This is a genomic window from Pseudomonas sp. 2822-15 (assembly GCF_002742515.1).
Taxonomy (GTDB): Bacteria; Pseudomonadota; Gammaproteobacteria; order Pseudomonadales; family Pseudomonadaceae; genus Aquipseudomonas; species Aquipseudomonas salomonii.
Genome location: NZ_LJRY01000156.1, coordinates 787,232 through 803,846 on the forward strand (window position 1 = coordinate 787,232; position 16,615 = coordinate 803,846).

Genomic DNA, 16,615 nt, shown 5'->3' on the forward strand with positions numbered 1-16,615 from the left:
GAGATTCCCATGTCACTGTTAGAAATCAAGAATCTCAACGTGCGCTTCGGCGACAAGACCGCCGTGCCGGTGGTCGATGGCCTCGACATCTCGGTCGACAAAGGCGAAGTACTGGCGATCGTTGGCGAGTCGGGCTCGGGTAAATCCGTGACCATGATGGCGCTGATGGGCCTGATCGAACACCCCGGCATCGTCACCGCCGACGCGCTGAACTTTGACGGCAAGGACATGCTCAAGCTGAGCAACCGCCAGCGCCGTCAAATCGTCGGCAAAGACCTGGCGATGGTGTTCCAGGACCCGATGACCGCGCTGAACCCCAGCTACACCGTGGGTTTCCAGATCGAAGAAGTGCTGCGTCTGCACCTGAAAATGTCCGGCAAGCAAGCACGCAAGCGCGCCATCGAACTGCTCGAAAAGGTAGAAATCCCGGGCGCTGCCAGCCGTATGGATGCCTACCCGCACCAACTGTCCGGTGGTATGAGCCAGCGTGTGGCCATCGCCATGGCCATTGCCGGCGAGCCGAAACTGCTGATCGCCGATGAACCGACCACGGCACTGGACGTGACCATTCAGGCGCAGATCATGGAACTGCTGCTGGCCCTGCAAAAAGAGCAGAACATGGGCCTGGTGCTGATCACTCACGACCTCGCGGTCGTGGCTGAAACCGCCCAGCGCGTGTGCGTGATGTACGCCGGCCAGGCCGTGGAAGTCGGCCAGGTGCCGCAGTTGTTCGACATCCCGGCGCACCCGTACAGCGAAGCGTTGCTCAAGGCCATTCCCGAGCACAGCCTGGGCGCCACGCGCCTGGCCACGCTGCCGGGTATCGTGCCCGGTCGTTATGACCGCCCGCAGGGTTGCCTGCTGTCGCCGCGCTGCCCGTATGTGCAGGAATCCTGCCGTGCCCAGCGCCCCGGCCTTGACCCGAAAAGCAACAGCCTCGCGCGCTGCTTCTACCCCTTGAACCAGGAGGTGGCGTAATGGCCGTCGTTCTTACCGCCCGCGACCTCACCCGTCACTACGAAGTGTCCCGTGGCCTGTTCAAGGGCCATGCGCTGGTACGTGCGCTCAATGGTGTGTCGTTTGAACTGGAAGCCGGCAAGACCCTCGCCGTGGTAGGCGAATCGGGTTGCGGCAAATCCACCCTGGCCCGCGCATTGACGCTGATCGAAGAGCCGTCTTCGGGCTCCTTGAAAATCGCCGGCCAGGAAGTGGCCGGCGCCGACAAGGCCCAGCGCAAGCAATTGCGCAAAGACGTGCAGATGGTGTTCCAGAGCCCGTACGCCTCGTTGAACCCGCGCCAGAAGGTCGGTGACCAGCTCGGCGAGCCGCTGCTGATCAATACCAACCTGTCCGCCGCCGAACGCCGCGAAAAAGTGCAGGCGATGATGAAGCAAGTGGGCCTGCGCCCTGAGCATTATCAGCGCTACCCGCACATGTTCTCCGGCGGTCAGCGCCAGCGCATCGCCCTGGCCCGCGCCATGATGTTGCAGCCTAAAGTGCTGGTAGCGGATGAGCCGACCTCGGCGCTGGACGTGTCGATCCAGGCCCAGGTACTCAACCTGTTCATGGATTTGCAGCAGGAATTCAACACCGCCTACGTGTTCATCTCCCACAACCTGGCCGTGGTGCAGCACGTGGCCGACGACGTGATGGTGATGTACCTCGGCCGCCCGGTGGAAGTCGGCCCCAAGAAAGACATCTACGCCCGCCCGCTGCACCCCTACACCCAGGCGCTGCTGTCGGCCACCCCGACCATCCACCCGGACCCGAACAAGCCGAAGATCAAGATCGTCGGCGAACTGCCCAACCCGCTGAACCCGCCGCCTGGCTGCGCGTTCCACAAGCGCTGCCCGTATGCCACGGCGCGGTGCAGCAGTGAGGAGCCGCAGTTGCGCGCATTGGATAACCGTCAGGTGGCTTGCCACTACGCGGAGCAGTTTGTGGCATAACGAGATCGCTGGATCGTCGATCGTTCCCACGCTCTGCGTGGGAATGCCGCCCAGGACGCTCTGCGTCCCGTCGCTCGATTGAGGCGTGACGCAGAGCGTCACAGGATGCATTCCCACGCGGAGCGCGGGAACGATCGACTTAGAGGAGTTCTACCGCCCCACCCGTCGGATTGCGCATCAGTCCGGCAGGCGGGGCTTTTTTTCATCTCGACTCAGGTATCGCTGTCACCTTCAGGGGTGTCATCGTCATCTGGCGGCGCTTGCTGGTCATCGTCATCCTTGGAACCGCCCTGGTCTTCATCACCAGGCTCTGCCTCGCTCTTGGCCAACTGCAAGCCACCCACCTGCGCCGTCTTCGCCGCCACATAACCTGGCGCCTGGCTCTGCACAGCCGTACTGGCCCACGCCGATGAAGCGCCCAGCGATAACATCACCAACACTTTCAGCAACAGCACCAAACGTTGAAAGATAGTCATGGTCGATTTCCGTCCAGTCAGTGAAATACGTGCGCCAGCGTTCGACCGGCGCTGTGAATGAAGCTAGTTCCGTTCTCGGGTTTATGCCAATAAGGCCTCAGGTATCGCCGTCATCGTAGGTTTCGCTGTCCTCACCTTCGTTGTAGGGGTTTTCTTGATCTTCCTTGGGGGCCGGCTGAGCCTGGGGCTGCCAGCTGCCGGAGTTGGCTTCCTTCTGCTTTTTCTTGGTGACCGGGCCCGTGTCTTTCCACTGTGGCGTGCCGGTATCTGCCAGCGCCGCTGCGCCGGCCAGGCCCAAAGCCGCCAGCAACATCAGTTGGACGGCACGTTGAGTTATACGCAAGGTCGCCTCCGGATCCGTCGGTGAATGGGTGAAGTATTTGAATACGCTAGCCCGGATGCGGGGTTATCGCCAATGCCACTGACAGATGAAGATCAACGGTGGGAGCTGGCTTGCCTGCGATGGCGGTCTGTCAGTAACCCTATTAGTGACAGACACACCGCTATCGCAGGCAAGCCAGCTCCCACATCAGGTCGGAAGCGCGCGCACAAAAAAGGGCGAAGCCATGACAGCTTCGCCCTTTGGTGTACCGCGCGGTACCTTAGTGATGCTCACGCGTCGCACGGAATTTCACATCCGGCCAGCGCTCTTCCATCAGTGCCAGGTTGACCCGCGTCGGCGCCAGGTAGGTCAGGTGACCACCGCCGTCGATCGCCAGGTTTTCCACGGCTTTGTTGGAGAACTCTTCCAACTTCTTCTTATCGCTGCAATCGATCCAGCGCGCGGAGTACACGGTGATTGGCTCGTAGGAGCATTCGACCTTGTATTCCTCTTTCAAGCGGCTGGCGACCACATCGAACTGCAGCACACCGACGGCGCCGAGGATGATGTCGTTGCTGCGCTCGGGGAAGAACACCTGGGTGGCGCCCTCTTCCGCCAGCTGCTGCAAACCTTGGCGCAGTTGCTTGGATTTGAGCGGGTCACGCAGGCGTACGCGGCGGAACAGTTCCGGGGCGAAGTGCGGGATACCGGTGAACCCCAGGGCTTCGCCTTCGGTGAAGGTGTCGCCGATCTGGATGGTGCCGTGGTTGTGCAGGCCGATGATGTCGCCGGCAAACGCCTCTTCCAGCTGTTCACGCTCGGAAGAGAAAAACGTCAGGGCGTCGCCGATGCGCACGTCCTTGCCGGTGCGCACGTGGCGCATCTTCATGCCTTTTTCGTATTTGCCGGAGCAGATACGCATAAAGGCGATACGGTCGCGGTGTTTGGGGTCCATGTTCGCCTGGATCTTGAACACGAAGCCGGTGAATTTCTCTTCGACCGGTTCCACGGTGCGCTCGTTGGCAACCCGGGCCAGAGGCTTGGGTGCCCAATCCACCACGGCGTCGAGCACGTGGTCGACACCGAAGTTGCCCAGGGCAGTACCGAAGAACACCGGCGTCAGCTGGCCGTCGAGGAATTCCTGCTGATTGAACTCGTGGCAAGCGCCCTGCACCAATTCGAGCTGGTCGACAAAACGGTCGTACTCGTCACCCAAGTGGGCGCGGGCTTCGTCCGAGTCGAGTTTTTCGATGATCTTGGTTTCGGTGCGTTCGTGACCGTGGCCGGCGGTGTAGACAATGATGTAGTCATCAGCCAGGTGGTACACGCCCTTGAAGTCGCGGTAGCAACCAATCGGCCAGGTGATCGGCGCGGCCTTGATCTTCAGGACCGCTTCGATTTCATCCAGCAGCTCGATCGGGTCGCGAATGTCGCGGTCGAGTTTGTTGATGAAGCTGACGATGGGCGTGTCACGCAGGCGGCACACGTCCATCAGCGCGATGGTCCGTGGCTCAACGCCTTTACCGCCGTCGAGGACCATCAAGGCCGAGTCCACCGCAGTCAGGGTGCGGTAGGTGTCTTCGGAGAAGTCTTCGTGGCCCGGGGTGTCGAGCAGGTTGACCATGTGGTCGCGATACGGGAACTGCATGACCGACGTGGTAATGGAAATACCCCGTTGCTTTTCCATCTCCATCCAGTCGGATGTCGCATGGCGGTCGGATTTGCGGGATTTCACCGTGCCGGCCACAGCGATTGCCTTGCCCATCAGCAACAGCTTCTCGGTGATGGTGGTTTTACCGGCATCGGGGTGGGAAATAATGGCGAAAGTGCGGCGTTTCGCGACTTCGGCGGCCTGGTGGGTCATGGGAAATCGCCTGGCAGGTGAGTCAAAAAAGGGCGGCGAGTATAGCGCAAACCCCAGGCGCCGGACCACCGTTCACCCGATTGGGGGTGGCTAAATGCTGCCAAGTATGGAACCTTTTAAAAGGTAGAGACGTCCACTCCCCTGCTACCGCACTCGGAACAGGGGCTGAAAAATCAGCAAGTTAGCCTGACGAGGCTGCGCTCATGGCTCGATCGCATACCGCGTTGCCGGTATCGGCGAGCTGCTTTTCGCGAACCTATTCGAAGGCAGCCAGCAATGGCATTGCCGCCGGAGAATGTGTTCGCCGACAAAAGAAAAAAAGGAGTCCGCCTGTGGCTATTCGCTATGGCAAAGGGCTGATAGGAGGTGCGGTTGTCGTCGCACTCCTGGCCCTGCTGGTCCACTGGATCGGCATCAACACGATCGAGATGTACCGCGACGATTTGTTGTTTTACCTGCAAGCACACCTGATCCTCGTTCTAGTCTCCATGCTGGCCGCCCTCGTTGTGGGCATCCCCGCCGGTATCCTGCTCAGCCGACCGAACATGGTAGGGCGCGCAGAACGCTTCATGCAGATCTTCAACATCGGCAACACCGTCCCTCCCCTGGCCGTACTGGCCATCGCCCTCGGCGTCCTCGGCATCGGCAGTGGCCCGGCCATCTTCGCGTTGTTCCTCGCCTCGTTGCTGCCCATCGTGCGCAACACCTACGAAGGCCTCAAAAACGTTCAAGGCTCACTCAAAGAAGCCGCCACCGGCATCGGCATGACGCCGCGCCAGGTGCTGTTTCGGGTGGAACTGCCCAACGCCGTGCCGATCATCATCGGTGGCGTGCGTGTGGCCCTGGCGATCAACGTCGGCACCGCACCGCTGGCGTTCCTGATTGGCGCCAACAGCTTGGGCAGCCTGATTTTCCCCGGCATCGCCCTGAACAATCAGCCGCAACTGCTGCTCGGCGCCGCGTGCACCGCGCTGCTGGCCTTGCTGCTCGACGGTCTGGTGACCATGGCCAGCCGCCTCTGGCTGGAACGCGGAGTGCGTGCGTCTTAAGGCTTGGCAAAGGAAATCACATGAAAAAACTGACCTTGATATTGAGCTGCGTCCTGCTGTTTGCAGGCATTGCGCAAGCCGCCGAAAAACCGGTAATTCGCATCGGCGCCCGGGTCTTCACCGAACAGACCCTGCTCGCCGAAATCACCTCCCAATACCTGCGCACCAAAGGCTACGACACCCGCGTGACCGGCGGCCTGGGCAGTAACCTGGCGCGCAGTGCCCAGGAAAGCGGGCAGCTGGATTTGATCTGGGAGTACACCGGCGTGTCGCTGGTGGCCTACAACCATATCGACGAGAAGCTCGACAGCGAACAGTCCTACGCTCGGGTGAAAGAACTCGACGCAAAAAAAGGTCTGGTCTGGCTCTCGCCGTCGCACTTCAGCAATACCTACGCCCTGGCACTGCCTGAAAAAGTGGCCAAGGAACATCCTGAGATCAACAGCATCAGCGACCTCACCCAGGCCATGGCGCAACACACCAAGGAAAACCGCCTGGTCGCCCTGGACACCGAGTTCGCCAACCGCTCCGACGGCCTGGCCGGCATGGTCAAGCTGTACGACATGAACCTCACGCGCAAAAACACTCGGCAGATGGACGCCGGCCTGGTCTACACCGCGCTGCGTAATGGCCAGGTGTTTGCGGGTTTGGTCTACACCACCGACGGTCGCCTGAATGCCTTCAAATTGAAGCTGCTGGAAGACGACAAGCACTACTTCCCGGACTACACCGCCGCGCCGGTGGTGCGTCAGGTTTATCTCGACGCCCACCCGCAATTGGCCGCCGACCTGAAACCGCTGGCCGCGCTGTTCGACGATGAAACCATGCGCCAGCTGAACGCGCGGGTCGACGTCGACCATGAAAGCCCATCCGCCGTGGCCGCAGATTTTCTGCGCCAGCATCCCATCAGCCAATAAGAGGAGAAGACATGGAATTTTTAAACGCCTTTTCCCATCTTGATTGGGCCCAGGTCCTGCACCTGACCTGGCAGCACATCACGCTGGTCGGCATTGCGGTCATCCTGGCAATCGTCGTGGGCGTGCCCCTGGGCGTGCTGATGACCCGTTTCCCGTCACTTGCCGGCCCGTTGCAAGCCAGCGCCACGGTGCTGCTCACCGTGCCGTCGATTGCCTTGTTCGGCCTGCTGCTGCCGTTCTACTCCAAGTTCGGCCAGGGCCTGGGGCCGATGCCGGCGATCACCGCCGTGTTCCTCTACTCGCTGCTGCCGATCATGCGTAACACCTACCTGGCACTGACCGGCGTTGAGCCGGGCATTCGCGAAGCCGCCAAAGGCATCGGCATGACCTTCGGCCAGCGCCTGCGCATGGTCGAACTGCCGATCGCCGTGCCGGTGATCCTCGCCGGTGTACGCACCGCCGTGGTGATGAACATTGGTGTGATGACCATCGCCGCCACCATCGGCGCCGGTGGCCTGGGTGTACTTATTCTGGCTTCCATCAGCCGCAGCGACATGTCGATGCTGATCGTTGGCGCCGTACTGGTCAGTCTCCTGGCCATCTTCGCCGACCTGCTTCTGCAATGGCTGCAACGTTCGCTGACTCCAAAAGGACTGCTCAAATGATCGAACTTCAAAACCTGACCAAGACTTTTCAAAGCAACGGCAAAACCGTATCCGCCGTGAACGACGTAAGCCTGACCGTCAACGAAGGCGAGATTTGCGTATTCCTCGGCCCGTCGGGCTGCGGCAAGAGCACCACGCTGAAAATGATCAACCGCTTGATCAAGCCCACTTCGGGCAAGATTTTGATCAATGGCGAAGACACCACCGACCTCGACGAAGTGACCCTGCGCCGCAACATCGGCTATGTGATCCAGCAGATCGGCCTGTTCCCGAACATGACCATCGAAGAAAACATCGTGGTGGTGCCCAAGCTGCTGGGCTGGGACAAGCAGAAATGCCATGACCGTGCTCGCGAGTTGATGAGCATGATCAAGCTCGAACCCAAGCAGTACCTGCATCGCTACCCACGCGAATTGTCGGGCGGCCAGCAGCAGCGCATCGGCGTGATCCGCGCGCTGGCGGCGGATGCGCCGTTGCTGCTGATGGACGAGCCGTTCGGTGCGGTCGACCCGATCAACCGCGAAATGATCCAGAACGAGTTTTTCGAGATGCAACGGGCGCTGAACAAGACCGTGATCATGGTCAGCCACGACATCGACGAAGCGATCAAGCTGGGCGACAAGATTGCGATCTTCCGCGCCGGCAAGCTGCTGCAGATCGACCACCCGGACACGCTGCTGGCACACCCGGCTGACGAGTTCGTGAGCAACTTTGTCGGCCAGGACAGCACCCTCAAGCGCCTGCTCCTGGTGAAAGCCGAAGACGCGGCGGACAACGCCCCGTCGGTAAGCCCGGAAACCCCGGTGGCCGAAGCGCTGGAGTTGATGGACGAGACGGACCGCCGTTATGTGGTGGTCACCTGCGCCGAGAACAAGGCACTGGGGTATGTACGACGCCGAGACCTGCACCGTCAGACCGGTACGTGCGGCCAATACCTGCGCGAGTTCAACGCCACGGCGGCGTATGACGAGCATTTGCGCATCCTGTTGTCGCGTATGTACGAGTTCAACCGTTCGTGGTTGCCGGTGATGGACGCTGAGCGGGTGTTCCTCGGTGAAGTGACCCAGGAGTCGATCGCCGAGTACCTGAGCTCCGGTAAGTCGCGTGGGGGCAAGACCAGCATCGTGTCGCCGGCCGAGACTGCACTCGCATGACCTGACGCGCTGCGGTCAAAATGTGGGAGCGGGCTTGCTCGCGAAGGCGGAGTGTCAGTCACAGGATGCATTGGCTGATACACCGCATTTGCGAGCAAGCCCGCTCCCACATTGGATCTTCACTGTGCCTGAAACACCTCAAATTGCCCCATCCGGGGAACATCAATCCGTCACACCTGTCGGTTACATAAGTAGCTGCACGCGACCTCGCGACGAACGCGTGCAAAAACGCGACATTTTTAGTTGATCTATGGCCCCTCACGTCCTAAAGTTCGCGCCGAACGTCCATGCTGGAAACGATCCATCCGGCTCAAGTACTGACGACGAGACAGCAAGGCCAAGGGAAGCGGTTATTCCCATGGCCTTTTTGCTTTCGGCGACATGCCTTGGGAAGTAGGCGAACCAAAGTGGGGATACGGAGGACGTTCATTTGCACCCATTGATCAATTTAGTTTGCCCTTAGGAGTCCCCAGCATGTCGATCAACGTCGAAGATTATTTCGCGCGCGCCACTTTTGACAAAATGAAGGCGTTCGCCGACAAGCAAGAAACCCCGTTCGTGGTGATCGACACCGCGATGATCAGCCAGGCCTACGATGACCTGCGCGCCGGTTTCGAATTCGCCAAAGTCTATTACGCGGTCAAGGCCAACCCGGCCGTCGAGATCATCGACCTGTTGAAAGACAAGGGTTCGAGCTTCGACATCGCGTCTATCTATGAGCTGGATAAAGTGATGGACCGTGGCGTCAGCCCGGACCGTATCAGCTACGGCAACACCATCAAGAAATCCAAGGACATCCGCTACTTCTACGAGAAGGGCGTGCGTCTGTTCTCCACCGACTCCGAAGCCGATCTGCGCAACATCGCCAAAGCCGCGCCGGGTTCGAAAGTGTATGTGCGTATCCTCACCGAAGGCTCAACCACGGCCGACTGGCCGTTGTCGCGCAAATTCGGCTGCCAGACCGACATGGCCATGGACCTGCTGATCCTCGCCCGTGACCTGGGCCTGGTGCCTTACGGCATCTCCTTCCACGTCGGCTCGCAACAGCGCGACATCAGCGTGTGGGACGCGGCGATCGCCAAGGTCAAAGTGATCTTCGAGCGCCTGAAGGAAGAAGACGGCATTCATCTCAAGCTGATCAACATGGGCGGCGGCTTCCCGGCCAACTACATCACCCGCACCAACAGCCTGGAAACCTACGCCGAAGAAATCATCCGCTTCCTCAAGGAAGATTTCGGCGACGACCTGCCGGAAATCATCCTGGAACCGGGCCGTTCGTTGATCGCCAACGCCGGTATCCTGGTCAGCGAAGTGGTACTGGTTGCACGCAAATCGCGCACCGCCGTCGAGCGTTGGGTATATACGGACGTGGGCAAATTCTCCGGCCTGATCGAAACCATGGACGAAGCCATCAAGTTCCCGATCTGGACCGAGAAGAAAGGCGAGATGGAAGAAGTGGTCATCGCCGGCCCAACCTGTGACAGCGCCGACATCATGTACGAAAACTACAAGTACGGCCTGCCGCTGAACCTGGCGATTGGTGATCGTTTGTACTGGCTGTCGACCGGTGCGTACACCACCAGCTACAGCGCGGTTGAGTTCAACGGCTTTCCGCCGCTGAAGTCTTACTACGTGTAAGAACGTTGCACACAAAAAACCCATGACATGTCATGGGTTTTTTTATGGGGGCTACGTTTCAACGATCTTCGCAGCCCACAGCGTGACGCGCCTGATAGATTCAAACACCAATGTCCTCACGTGCCACTTTTCCGCGGACATAAACTTGCATGTCCATCTTGCCATCACCTGTAGTGTCCATCCTCAACAGCGTCTGCTGGCCGGTGCGGTCGTAACTCACAAGCACGTCACCGGGCTGGGTGATAAACGTTGGATTGTTCGGGTTTTGCGGTTTTGTACGATCAAGGGGCAACCTGGACACAAGGTTCAGCGGACCTGATTTTCGCCGCATGCCGGAAAGGTCGATCTTGTCCTTGCCGCTGACAAAATCCATCACCAGGTTCGGCTTGCCGCTGGAGGTGGCGTCAAAGACAAAGGTATCGGCACCCTCTCCACCCCACATCTGCGCGCCACCACTGCCGCCGTAAAGGAGATCGCGATTGCCACCGCCGCGCAGGACATTGAAAGCGGCATTGCCGATCAATATGTTCTTGCCTTTGCCACCCCTGGCCTCCTCAATCGTCACGCCATGAGCGATGCCAACGTTACCCAACAACCCGCCGACTGAAGAAAGCGAGCCCTCATTAAGGTTTATCGTCTGATCTTGAGTGAATTCAGAAAAATCGAGGGTGTCCCAACCGCCACCATCCCACACCGCGAACAGCGGCTTATCCTGGGAAGTTTTCAAGCTGTAGTGATCACGATGGGTATTGGAGTTGAAGCCGTAAACCGTATTGCCTTTACGGGTGGAATAGTTGGCACCATATTTTGATTGGATCCCCGCCATGTCATCAATCATCAGGCTGACCGGGTGCACACTCTCTTCAGCGGCGTTCAATAACGGAGTGTTATAGCTCATGACCGTGTAGTTTTTCCAATCCTCCAAATAATCTGGGGGTTCAAGCGCTTCATTTCCTTCAGGATGCGGATGGTCCAGACCAAGGCCATGCCCCATCTCGTGGATCAAGTTAGAGCGCCAGCTTTCCTCACTGACTAAACCTTCATCAAAACCCTCCAACGTAGTGAACTTGCTGTTCCGATCCAGATGGCGCAGCCAGACTTCGCCCTGATGCTCTGCGTTGCCCGGAAGCGGCAGGTAAGCAAACCCTCCTCCGGCGGCTTTATTGCCAGTGCTGTAAGCTCTATAGGTCAGGTGCCCTTCACCTGCAGCGCTGCCTGTTTTTTCTGTGAACGTTACATTGGCAACATCGGCATATTCCCGCTGTGCTTTCCTGAAAAATTCTTTCTGCCTCAAGGTAAGCGGTATTATTTTCTCGACATTCTTTTTGCTGAGGTCAGCGCGATATTCTTCGGACTGCCGTGGTTGAGCGGTGGAGAACTCATAAGTAAGTTCCGTCTTGCCGTTACGATTGCGATCGCTCCAGCCTGCGCCTGAACGGGTCAGTCGGGCGGCCACTTGAGCGCTGGTCAGTGAAGGTTCATCGTCCTCAGATTTGAGGTCACCGCCTCGTTGGTTGTGTTCGAGAACTTTCTGAATCCGCTCATATCCCGTTAAGCCAGATGGCTGATTGACGTTCATCATCAACACTTACTCCAGAGGTTTGCCAGGAGCAGTGCCTACCTAAAGGCACCCTTCTGCCGTTTGTGGAAAAGAGCCACAAACATGTCACTTATCAAGCCATAAAATGACCAGACTCATCTGGCAGCAAGATCAGACCATTCGGCTTCAATTGTAGTCTGCACGCACTTGCTCGCTGCGCCAGCGCCGGTATCCTGGTCAGCGCAGTAGTCCACCGGCTACAGCGCGATTGAGTTCAACGGCTTTGCACCGCTGAAGTCATACTACGTGTAAGATCCGCGTACATAAAAAACCCATGACATGTCATGGGTTTTTTTATAGGTGTCTACATTTCAACGATCTTCGCGCACTTGCCATAAGCGCAAAATATAGAGTGTTGATTCTTGAATTTCGTAGCGCATTTCGTAATGACCCACCAACAGTCGCCTTACGCCCTGCGGTTCAATTTCTTCAACGCATTCACCGATGCGCGGGTTACTCAACGCGCTCAAAGGTGCTTGGGAAAGTGGCTGCACCGTACGCGCCGCCGCCATGGGATTTACAACGGCCAGGAAGTCGAAAAGTCGAGCCAGATCTGGTAAGGCCTTACTGGTCCACTTCAACGCCATCAGCGAGGTACCGGCAGCGGCGTATCAGTGCTTAAACTATCCGCCCAGGCTTGAACCGCTTGCTGATCAATCACCCGACCGGCATCGGCCATGGCCTCACGTGTCAGCCGACTGCGCTCTTCCTCCATATCGACCCAATCGGCGAGCGCTTGCTTGACGATCCAGCCACGCGAACGATCCAGCCGTGCCGCCATCTGATCGACTTTTTGCGCCAAGGCCGTGGGGACGTGAGCGGTCAGTACTTTAGTGTCAGCGCCCATAAATCCTCTCTTCGCAGCATTGCGAAACATACGATTAAATCTGAATCAGCTTCATTCATAGTGATTTAGAGTTGTGCAGCAACCGCTAACCCATGCCGCCCATCGTTAAATTGAGCCACTCGCTGCTCGAAGTCCTTAGCCAAAGACCTGATTTGCGGCTGCGCTGCCTTTAACAGCGCCTTGTGCGCGGTGCGCAAAAACTTGAGATTCCCGCCAGCCAGCGCCTTGCGCAGCCAGCCCAGCGCCTCATCGATCTGGCCTCTATCTGCCAACACCGCCGCATAACTGAACTGCCCGCGAAAATCCCCGCCTTCGGCTGAGCGCCGATACCACGCCACGGCCGCGTCCAGATCCTGAGGGCAATACTGCCCGTCTTCCAGATACCGCCCCAGCAGGTTCATCGACTTGGCATGGCCCTGCTCTGCCGCCAGCCGGTAAAACGCCAGCGCTTGCGGCCGGTCTTCAACAACACCTCGGCCGGTGGCCAGCAGATTCGCGTAGTTGTACTGGCCCCAATCCAGCCCAGCGTCTGCCGCCAGACGATAATTGCGCGCCGCCGCTGCTTCATCGACGGCGCAACCCCAGCCATGCTCCAGGCACCGCCCGGCCATATTGCGCGCCATCCAATGCCCGCCATGGGCCGCGATCTGGAACCAGCGCAGTGCCAGCGCTTCATCGCGTGCAATGCCGCGCCCTTCCAGCAGGATTTGCCCGAGCAACGCTTGAGCGTCGACCACGCTTTCCTTGGCCGCCATCAAAATCGCCTGGGCCGCGCGCACCGGGGAGTCGTCGAGCATGCTTTGCAGTTGCTCGACGTTGAGCACTTCTTCGCGGCGCAATAAAAAACCCATGCTTACACCTCAACCCAGCGGCGCAGCAGGTTGTGGTAGGTGCCGGTGAGCTGGATCAGCGCCGGGTGGTCGGGTACGTCACGGGTCAATTGCTGGATAGCGCCGTCCATCTCGAACAGCAACGTGCGCTGGCTGTCTTCGCGCACCAGGCTTTGGGTCCAGAAGAACGAGGCATAGCGCGCGCCACGGGTCACGGCGTTGACTTTGTGCAGGCTGGAACCGGGGTACAAGACCATATCGCCCGCCGGCAGTTTTACCCGTTGCAGGCCGAAGGTGTCCTGAATCTCCAGCTCACCGCCGTCGTATTCCTCCGGGTCGCTGAAGAACAGCGTGGACGACAAATCCGTGCGCACCCGCTCATGACTGCCCCGCGCCTGGCGCACGGCGTTGTCGATATGGAAATCAAAACTGCCACCGGCCGTGTAGCAGTTGAGCAACGGCGGGAAGACTTTGTGCGGTAACGCCGCCGACATAAACAACGGGTTGTTCCACAAACGCTCGAGCATCGCCGCACCGATTTCCTTGGCCAGCGGGTGGCCTTCGGGCAACTGCAGGTTGTGCTTGGCTTTGGCGGATTGGTGCCCGGCAGTGATTTTACCGTCGGCCCACTCAGTGTTTTCCAGGGCTTGGCGAATGCGCAGCACCTCCTCGCGAGAGAACAGGCCGGGAATATGCAGCAACATGAGGCAATACCTGAAATCAGAGAGGCGCTAATGGTATTGATTCTTATCTGCCCTGTAAAACACGGCGGACGAATGAGTGGGTAAAAACCGTAAGGCAAAAGTGTAAAGAATGTAAATTCAATGCGAATAGTAATGTATCGCAATTGATAGAAAGTCTTGTTGACCCTATATTCCGCGGCCTCACCTCCTTGGGGAAAGGACTTGTTATGTCGCGCACTACGCTAAAAACACCTGCCAGTTCACCACGCATGCTGGCTTCGGCCATCGGCGTTGCACTCAGTGCCAGCTCTGCCGCCCAACTGGCGCAAGCGGCCGAAAGCACCGAACCAAAAGGCGAGCGCAACAGCATCTCCCTCGGCGCCACCCGCATTACCGGCCAGGAACAGGACAACACCTCCTACCAGGTCGAAAAAGCCTCGTCGCAAAAGTACACCGCGCCGCTGGTGGACACCCCGCGCTCGGTCACCGTGGTGCCGCAGCAAGTGCTCAAAGACACCGCCGCCGCCTCGCTGCAGGATGCCTTGCGCACCGTACCGGGCATCACCTTTGGCGCGGGTGAAGGCGGCAACCCCCAGGGCGATCGCCCGTTCATCCGTGGCTTTGACGCCCAGGGCGACACCTACCTGGATGGCGTGCGCGACACCGGCGGCCAGAGCCGCGAGATCTTCGACATCGAGTCGATCGAAGTCAGCAAAGGCCCCAATTCCTCGTTCGGCGGCCGTGGCTCGGCCGGCGGCAGCATCAACCTGGTGAGCAAGACGCCACAGGCGCGTGACTTCACCAACGGCGGTTTCACTTACGGCTCCGACCAGACCCGCCGCTACGTACTCGACGTGAACCGTCAGTTCCTCGACAACGCCGCGTTCCGTTTGAACCTGATGAGCCACGAACAGAATGTGGCCGGCCGCGACACCATCAACTACGACCGCTGGGGCGTGGCACCGTCGCTGACTTTCGGCCTGGGCACACCGACCCGTATCAACTTCAGCTACTACCACATGGAAAGCAACGACCTCCCGGATTCGGGCATTCCGTATGGCTACAGCTCGCCGACCGCCACTGCCCACGGGCATGACAAACCCACCGATGGCGGCGACAGCAACAACTTCTACGGTTTGAAAGACCGCGACTTCCGTAAGACCCGCGCCGACATCAGCACGTTCTCCATCGAGCACGACCTGAACGACAACATGACGCTGAAAAACACCCTGCGCCATGGCAGCACCGGCCAGGATTACGTACTCACGCAGCCGGATGACAGCCAGCGCAACGTCAGCCGTTTCGGCACCGTGTGGCGCCGCGCCAACACCCGCGTGTCGACCACCGACACCACCACCAACCAGACCGATCTGTTCGGCAACTTCCAACTGGCGGGCATGAAGCACACCTACTCCACCGGCCTGGAATTCACCGGTGAAGAAACCCGCGTCAGCGGCTACACCGTCAGCCCGAACAGCAACCCGACCTGCACCGTGGCCAAAGGCAGCCTGGGCGGCCAGTGCACCTCGCTGAGCAACCCGACACCGGATGACGCCTGGACCGGCAGCGTAGCCCGCAACTACATGGGCACCAACACCAAGGCCACCAGCCGCGCCGCCTATGTGTTCGACACCATCGAGCTGGACCCCAAATGGCTGCTGAACGTCGGCCTGCGTTACGACACCTTTGATACAGAAGCCAACACCAACGCCGCTGCCGGCCGCAGCAAGCTCAAGGACGACAGCCAATTTTTCAACTGGCAGGCGGGTCTGGTCTGGAAGCCACTGGAAAACGGCAGCATCTACACCTCCTACGCCACCTCGGCGCAGCCGGTCGGCGGCCTGGTGGGTGAAGGGCAAGAAACCAATGGTTTCGTCACCGGCATCAACACCAGCGACCTGAAACCCGAAGAAACCGTCAACTACGAGCTGGGCACCAAGTGGGACCTGTTCCACAACCGCCTGTCGTTGACGGCAGCAGTGTTCCGTACCGAGAAGAAAAACACGCGAATCCTGGTGGACTCCAACACCTTCGAAAACGGCGGCGAATCCCGCGTCGATGGCCTGGAACTGTCGGCCAGCGGCAAGCTCACCGATCAATGGCAAGTGTTTGCCGGCTACAGCTACCTGAAAAGCGAACTGGTCGACCCAGGCAAAATCGGCAACCGTCAAAACGTGGTGTCTGCCGGCTCCAACAAAGGCAACCAAATGCCTAACACGCCGAAGAACACCTTCAGCCTGTGGACCACTTACGACATCACGCCAAAACTGACCATCGGCGGCGGCGCGTTCTACGTCGATCAGGTGTACGGTGACCCGGCCAACACCGTCTACGTACCGGCCTACACCCGCTACGACGCGATGGCCAGCTACAAGCTGACCAAGAACGTCGACCTGCAATTGAACGTGCAAAACCTGACCGACAAGACCTACTACGACAAAGCCTATGCGGCGCACTTCGCCAACCAGGCCGCCGGGCGTACGGCGCTGTTGACCACCAGTTTCCACTTCTAAACCCGGTCAACGTTCAGCCAGAAGCCCCACGCATCGGATGCGTGGGGCTTTTGCGTGTAAAACAGAATATTTCTCGTTAGCCCACGGCATAATGCGCGCCGTGGCAAC

General features: G+C 59.2%; 16 protein-coding genes. 8 read left to right on the forward strand and 8 right to left on the reverse strand.

Annotation, left to right across the window (positions count from 1 at the left end):
• Window positions 1–9: 9 nt before the first annotated feature.
• Together AOA59_RS05415 and AOA59_RS05420 are read left to right on the forward strand one after the other, a co-directional pair.
• Window positions 10–978, forward strand: coding sequence for an ABC transporter ATP-binding protein (locus AOA59_RS05415; RefSeq protein WP_017138287.1), 969 nt, complete (start codon window positions 10–12; stop codon window positions 976–978).
• Window positions 978–1,949 (forward strand): peptide ABC transporter ATP-binding protein, encoded by a 972-nt coding sequence (locus AOA59_RS05420; protein WP_099486268.1) that lies wholly within the window; start codon window positions 978–980, stop codon window positions 1,947–1,949. The genes AOA59_RS05415 and AOA59_RS05420 overlap by 1 nt, the downstream gene beginning before the upstream one ends.
• Window positions 1,950–2,161: 212 nt before the next feature.
• Here the strand turns inward: AOA59_RS05420 and AOA59_RS05425 are convergent, their stop codons facing one another.
• The 3 genes from AOA59_RS05425 to AOA59_RS05435 form a co-directional block, all read right to left on the reverse strand.
• On the reverse strand, window positions 2,162–2,425 hold the full coding sequence (locus AOA59_RS05425) for a hypothetical protein (protein WP_056859061.1): 264 nt from the start codon (window positions 2,423–2,425) through the stop codon (window positions 2,162–2,164).
• 97 nt (window positions 2,426–2,522) lie between these two features.
• Window positions 2,523–2,768 carry a hypothetical protein gene (locus AOA59_RS05430; protein WP_056859062.1) on the reverse strand — a complete coding sequence of 82 codons (246 nt, stop codon included), beginning with the start codon at window positions 2,766–2,768 and terminating at the stop codon, window positions 2,523–2,525.
• Between the two features lie 259 nt (window positions 2,769–3,027).
• Complete coding sequence (locus tag AOA59_RS05435; protein ID WP_017138290.1) at window positions 3,028–4,611, reverse strand: peptide chain release factor 3; 1,584 nt, start codon at window positions 4,609–4,611, stop codon at window positions 3,028–3,030.
• Window positions 4,612–4,943: 332 nt separating this feature from the next.
• Between AOA59_RS05435 and AOA59_RS05440 the strand changes: the two genes are divergently transcribed.
• From AOA59_RS05440 to AOA59_RS05460, 5 genes are all read left to right on the forward strand, one after another.
• Window positions 4,944–5,660: an ABC transporter permease gene (locus AOA59_RS05440; protein ID WP_065911609.1), complete on the forward strand. Its 717-nt coding sequence runs from the start codon at window positions 4,944–4,946 to the stop codon at window positions 5,658–5,660.
• Between the two features lie 20 nt (window positions 5,661–5,680).
• Entirely contained in the window at window positions 5,681–6,577 is an 897-nt protein-coding gene (locus AOA59_RS05445) for a glycine betaine ABC transporter substrate-binding protein (protein ID WP_099486270.1), read from the forward strand.
• A gap of 11 nt (window positions 6,578–6,588) precedes the next feature.
• Window positions 6,589–7,242 carry an ABC transporter permease gene (locus AOA59_RS05450; protein ID WP_017845447.1) on the forward strand — a complete coding sequence of 218 codons (654 nt, stop codon included), beginning with the start codon at window positions 6,589–6,591 and terminating at the stop codon, window positions 7,240–7,242.
• On the forward strand, window positions 7,239–8,396 hold the full coding sequence (locus AOA59_RS05455) for a betaine/proline/choline family ABC transporter ATP-binding protein (protein WP_053131666.1): 1,158 nt from the start codon (window positions 7,239–7,241) through the stop codon (window positions 8,394–8,396). The genes AOA59_RS05450 and AOA59_RS05455 overlap by 4 nt, the downstream gene beginning before the upstream one ends.
• 474 nt (window positions 8,397–8,870) lie before the next feature.
• Complete coding sequence (locus tag AOA59_RS05460; protein ID WP_053254366.1) at window positions 8,871–10,034, forward strand: type III PLP-dependent enzyme; 1,164 nt, start codon at window positions 8,871–8,873, stop codon at window positions 10,032–10,034.
• A gap of 100 nt (window positions 10,035–10,134) precedes the next feature.
• Here the strand turns inward: AOA59_RS05460 and AOA59_RS05465 are convergent, their stop codons facing one another.
• The 5 genes from AOA59_RS05465 to AOA59_RS05485 all read right to left on the reverse strand — a co-directional run bounded on the left by AOA59_RS05465 (window position 10,135) and on the right by AOA59_RS05485 (window position 14,015).
• Window positions 10,135–11,616 carry a M10 family metallopeptidase C-terminal domain-containing protein gene (locus AOA59_RS05465; RefSeq protein ID WP_099486272.1) on the reverse strand — a complete coding sequence of 494 codons (1,482 nt, stop codon included), beginning with the start codon at window positions 11,614–11,616 and terminating at the stop codon, window positions 10,135–10,137.
• A 329-nt stretch (window positions 11,617–11,945) separates the two neighbouring features.
• The gene (locus AOA59_RS05470; RefSeq protein WP_099486274.1) at window positions 11,946–12,221 is read right to left on the reverse strand and encodes a type II toxin-antitoxin system RelE/ParE family toxin; all 276 of its coding nucleotides are present in this window, start codon (window positions 12,219–12,221) and stop codon (window positions 11,946–11,948) included.
• Window positions 12,221–12,481: a CopG family ribbon-helix-helix protein gene (locus AOA59_RS05475; protein WP_099486276.1), complete on the reverse strand. Its 261-nt coding sequence runs from the start codon at window positions 12,479–12,481 to the stop codon at window positions 12,221–12,223. The genes AOA59_RS05470 and AOA59_RS05475 overlap by 1 nt, the downstream gene beginning before the upstream one ends.
• 65 nt (window positions 12,482–12,546) lie before the next feature.
• A complete protein-coding gene (locus tag AOA59_RS05480) occupies window positions 12,547–13,332 on the reverse strand; it encodes a tetratricopeptide repeat protein (protein WP_099486278.1) in 786 nt (261 codons plus the stop codon).
• Between the two features lie 2 nt (window positions 13,333–13,334).
• Window positions 13,335–14,015, reverse strand: coding sequence for a Fe2+-dependent dioxygenase (locus AOA59_RS05485; protein WP_056859067.1), 681 nt, complete (start codon window positions 14,013–14,015; stop codon window positions 13,335–13,337).
• A 206-nt stretch (window positions 14,016–14,221) separates the two neighbouring features.
• Between AOA59_RS05485 and AOA59_RS05490 the strand changes: the two genes are divergently transcribed.
• A complete protein-coding gene (locus tag AOA59_RS05490) occupies window positions 14,222–16,507 on the forward strand; it encodes a TonB-dependent siderophore receptor (protein WP_099486279.1) in 2,286 nt (761 codons plus the stop codon).
• Window positions 16,508–16,615: the final 108 nt, after the last annotated feature.

Coding starts and splice junctions, on each gene's coding strand:
- AOA59_RS05415 (WP_017138287.1), top strand. CDS start 10: ATGTCACTGTTAGAAATCAAGAATCTCAACGTGCGCTTCGGCGACAAG.
- AOA59_RS05420 (WP_099486268.1), top strand. CDS start 978: ATGGCCGTCGTTCTTACCGCCCGCGACCTCACCCGTCACTACGAAGTG.
- AOA59_RS05425 (WP_056859061.1), bottom strand. CDS start 2,425: ATGACTATCTTTCAACGTTTGGTGCTGTTGCTGAAAGTGTTGGTGATG.
- AOA59_RS05435 (WP_017138290.1), bottom strand. CDS start 4,611: ATGACCCACCAGGCCGCCGAAGTCGCGAAACGCCGCACTTTCGCCATT.
- AOA59_RS05445 (WP_099486270.1), top strand. CDS start 5,681: ATGAAAAAACTGACCTTGATATTGAGCTGCGTCCTGCTGTTTGCAGGC.
- AOA59_RS05450 (WP_017845447.1), top strand. CDS start 6,589: ATGGAATTTTTAAACGCCTTTTCCCATCTTGATTGGGCCCAGGTCCTG.
- AOA59_RS05455 (WP_053131666.1), top strand. CDS start 7,239: ATGATCGAACTTCAAAACCTGACCAAGACTTTTCAAAGCAACGGCAAA.
- AOA59_RS05460 (WP_053254366.1), top strand. CDS start 8,871: ATGTCGATCAACGTCGAAGATTATTTCGCGCGCGCCACTTTTGACAAA.
- AOA59_RS05465 (WP_099486272.1), bottom strand. CDS start 11,616: ATGATGAACGTCAATCAGCCATCTGGCTTAACGGGATATGAGCGGATT.
- AOA59_RS05470 (WP_099486274.1), bottom strand. CDS start 12,221: ATGGCGTTGAAGTGGACCAGTAAGGCCTTACCAGATCTGGCTCGACTT.
- AOA59_RS05475 (WP_099486276.1), bottom strand. CDS start 12,481: ATGGGCGCTGACACTAAAGTACTGACCGCTCACGTCCCCACGGCCTTG.
- AOA59_RS05480 (WP_099486278.1), bottom strand. CDS start 13,332: ATGGGTTTTTTATTGCGCCGCGAAGAAGTGCTCAACGTCGAGCAACTG.
- AOA59_RS05485 (WP_056859067.1), bottom strand. CDS start 14,015: ATGTTGCTGCATATTCCCGGCCTGTTCTCTCGCGAGGAGGTGCTGCGC.
- AOA59_RS05490 (WP_099486279.1), top strand. CDS start 14,222: ATGTCGCGCACTACGCTAAAAACACCTGCCAGTTCACCACGCATGCTG.